This window comes from Pseudomonas sp. EGD-AK9 (assembly GCF_000465935.2).
Taxonomy (GTDB): Bacteria; Pseudomonadota; Gammaproteobacteria; order Pseudomonadales; family Pseudomonadaceae; genus Aquipseudomonas.
Map to the genome: position 1 here is coordinate 1 of NZ_AVOF01000327.1, position 3553 is coordinate 3553.

The 3553-nt window shown below is 68.6% G+C and carries 3 protein-coding genes; 1 reads left to right on the forward strand and 2 read right to left on the reverse strand.

Annotated elements, in window-relative coordinates:
* On the reverse strand, positions 1-700 hold a 700-nt coding region (locus tag N878_RS15175), incomplete at its 3' end, for a crotonase/enoyl-CoA hydratase family protein (protein ID WP_021444469.1).
* Positions 701-1026: 326 nt separating this feature from the next.
* On the opposite strand from N878_RS15175, the gene N878_RS15180 reads away from it, so the two are divergent.
* A complete protein-coding gene (locus N878_RS15180; RefSeq protein ID WP_177342902.1) occupies positions 1027-2742 on the forward strand; it encodes a DEAD/DEAH box helicase in 1716 nt (571 codons plus the stop codon).
* A 149-nt stretch (positions 2743-2891) separates the two neighbouring features.
* Here N878_RS15180 and N878_RS15185 read toward each other — a convergent pair.
* Positions 2892-3553, reverse strand: a 662-nt coding sequence (locus N878_RS15185) for a class III extradiol ring-cleavage dioxygenase (RefSeq protein ID WP_021444471.1), incomplete at its 5' end; no start/stop codon positions are given.

A 3553-nucleotide genomic window follows, 5' to 3' on the forward strand; every position in this document is an offset into this window, starting at 1 on the left:
GGCATGGCACCTGGCCGCCGATCCAGCGCCTGGGCAGGCAACCAAGGCGCGCCGAGGCCAGGGTGGCGCGCACGCCCAGCGGCGCCTGCGCGGCGATACGTTCGGCCAGGCGCAACGCTTTGGGCAGCAGTTCCTCGCTGGCCAGCACCTCCTGCACCAGCCCCAGGCGATAGGCCTCGTGAGCGTCGAACTCGTCGCCGGTGAGCAGCCAGCGCATGGCGTTGCCCCAGCCGGCCTGCTGGTGCAGGCGCAGGGTGGCGCCGCCGAAGGGGAAGATGCCGCGCTGCACCTCCATCTGGGCGAAGCGGGTGTTGCTGGCGCACAGGTTGATGTCCGCGGCCAGCATCAGCTCGATGCCGATGGTGTAGCAGTAGCCCTGCACCGCGAGCAGCACCGGCTTGCTCACCCGCGGTCCGCCGAACACGCCCCAGGGGTCGCAGCCGCCCGCGGGAATCTGCCAGCCGGCGGCGAACTGGGCGGCCACCTTGGCCAGGTCGAGGCCGGCGGTGAAGTGCTCGCCATGGGCGAACACCAGCGCCACGCGCGCCTCGTCGTCGCGCTCGAACTCGCCGTAGGCCAGGCACAGGTCGTCGAGCATGTCGAGGTCGAAGGCATTGCGCTTGGCCACCCGGTCGAGGCCGAGCAGCAGGATGTGGCCGCGTTTTTCGCGGCTGACGCGGCCGCGGTCGGAGGAGGTCATGAGGATGATCCTTGGCTCGTGGAGGAGGTCGCAGGGATATAGCCGGCCGCCGCGCGCTTGTCCATGGCGGCGACCGTTTGGCAGCGCACGGCCGGGGAAACTGCAAAAACCGCCACCCGCGTCAGGAATTTCCGGTATAGTGCGCGCCGGCCAATTCTCTGGCCACGTTCAGGTAGCGCAATTCGCCCGAAGCTCGACTTCGGCAGCCAGTCCCGCAGCGGACTATCCTTGACGATTCACTTTTCATCACGTCTTCGCAAATCCCCGCCGAACCAGGCTGCCAGGGTGACCCACAAGGTCTTACACGGCATGCGCAGCTTTGGAACATGGGTCTTTGCGGATGCACTAGAGGCAGACCCATGACCCAGGAAATCGGCGGCTTCGCCGCGCTCGGACTTCACCCCAATATTCTCGCCGCTCTGACCGCCGTCGGTTACGAAGAGCCCTCGCCGATCCAGGCGCAGGCCATTCCGGTGATCCTCGCCGGCCACGACATGATCGGCCAGGCGCAGACCGGCACCGGCAAGACCGCCGCCTTCGCCCTGCCGCTGCTGTCGAAGGTCGACCCGGCCAAGCGCGAGCCGCAGGTGCTGATCCTCGCCCCGACCCGCGAGCTGGCCCTGCAGGTGGCCACCGCCTTCGAAACCTACTCCAAGCAGATGCCCGGCCTGAACGTGGTCGCCGTCTACGGCGGCGCGCCCATGGGCCCGCAGCTCAAGGCCATCCGCCAGGGCGCGCAGGTCATCGTGGCCACCCCGGGCCGTTTGGTCGACCACCTGCGTCGCGACGAGAAAGTGCTGTCGACCATCCAGTACCTGGTGCTCGACGAGGCTGACGAGATGCTCAAGCTGGGCTTTATGGACGACCTCGAAGTGATCTTCGAAGCCATGCCGGAAAGCCGCCAGAGCGTGCTGTTCTCCGCGACCCTGCCGCACTCGATCCGCGCCATCGCCGAGAAGCACCTGCGTAACCCGCAGCACATCAAGATCGCCTCCAAGACCCAGACCGTGACTGCCATCGAGCAGGCGCACCTGATGGTCCACGCCGACCAGAAGCACGCCGCCGTACTGCGCCTGCTGGAAGTCGAGGAGTTCGATGCGCTGATCGGTTTCGTGCGTACCAAGCAGGCCACCCTGGACCTCGCCGCCGCGCTGGAAGCCAAGGGCTACAAGGCCGCCGCGCTGAACGGTGACATCGCCCAGAACCAGCGTGAGCGGGTGATCGACTCGCTCAAGGACGGCCGCCTGGATATCGTCATCGCCACCGACGTGGCCGCCCGCGGCCTCGACGTGCCGCGCATCACTCACGTGATGAACGTCGACATGCCCTATGACCCGGAATCCTACGTGCACCGTATCGGCCGCACCGGTCGTGCCGGCCGTACCGGTCGCGCGCTGCTGCTGGTGACCCCGCGCGAGCGCCGCATGTTGCAGGTGATCGAGCGCGTCACCGGGCAGAAGGTCGGCGAAGTCAAGCTGCCGAACGCCCAGCAGGTGCTGGATGCGCGGATCAAGAAGCTCACCAGCAGCCTGGCGCCGCTGGTGGCCGATGCCGAAGCCAGTCATGGCGAGCTGCTCGACCGCCTGACCGCCGAAATCGGCTGCAGCCCGCGCGCGCTGGCCGCCGCCCTGTTGCGCAAGGCGACCAACGGCCAGGCCCTGGATCTGGCCAGTGTCGAGCGCGAGCAGCCGCTGGTGCCGGGCGCCGGTGGTGCGCCGCGCGAGCGTCGTGAGCGTGATGGCGAGCGCAGCACTGAGCGCGGTGAGTACCGCGAACGTCGCGCGCCGCTGCCGTTGACCGAAGGTCGCGTGCGCTGCCGTACCGCGTTGGGCACGCGCGACGGTATCGCCGCGAAGAACCTGCTCGGCGCCATCCTCAACGAGGGCGGCCTGGCTCGCGAAGCCATCGGCCGTATCCAGATCCGCGAGACCTTCAGCCTGGTCGAGCTGCCGGAAGATGGCCTGGATCGCCTGCTCGGCAAGCTCAAGGACACCCGCGTTGCCGGCAAGGCCCTGAAGCTGCGCCGCTACCGCGAGGATTGATCGCGCAGCGATAAACGAAAAGCCCCGCCAAGTGCGGGGCTTTTTCGTTTCTGGCCTGTAGCCCGGATGCAATCCGGGGCCGATGGGCTTGCCAGGCGCGTAGCCCGGGTTGAGCGCGCCGATATCCGGGCAAGGCCCTGTGCGCCGGTTCAGCCGAAGCGGTAGATATCCATGCCTAGCGCTCCATAGGTGAAGCCGGCATGCTCCAGCTTGAAGGCGCCGCCGGCGCCGCGGGCGAAGAACAGCGGCAGCAGGTGCTCGTCCGTGGGGTGATTGCGCGCGGCGTGCGGCGCCAACTGGCGGTAGCGGTGCAGGGCGTCTTCGTCGTCGGCTTCGAGTTGGGCCACCATCCAGTCGCGAAACTCCCTGGCCCAGGGGGTGGCGACCCCGGGGCCGGCGCGCCAGTCGAGTTCGCCGAGGTTGTGGGTGATGCTGCCGGAGCCGATCAGCAGCACGCCTTCGGCGCGCAAACCGGCCAGGGCGCGGCCGATGCGGGTCTGCAGCTCGGGGCCGAGCTGGCTGGGCAGCGACAGTTGCAGCACGGGGATATCGGCGGCCGGGTACAGCAACGACAGTGGCACCCAGGCGCCGTGATCGAAGGGGCGCTGCGGGTCGAGCGCGGCGGGCAAGCCGGCATCGCTCAGGCGCTGGGCAATCTCTGCCGCCAGCGCAGGCGCGCCGGGGGCCGGGTACTGCACGGCATACAGGGCGGGCGGAAATCCGCCGAAGTCGTGCCAGGTTTGCGGGCGTTCGGCACTGGTCAGTTGCAGGCGATCGCTTTCCCAGTGCGCCGAGACCACCAGCACGGCGC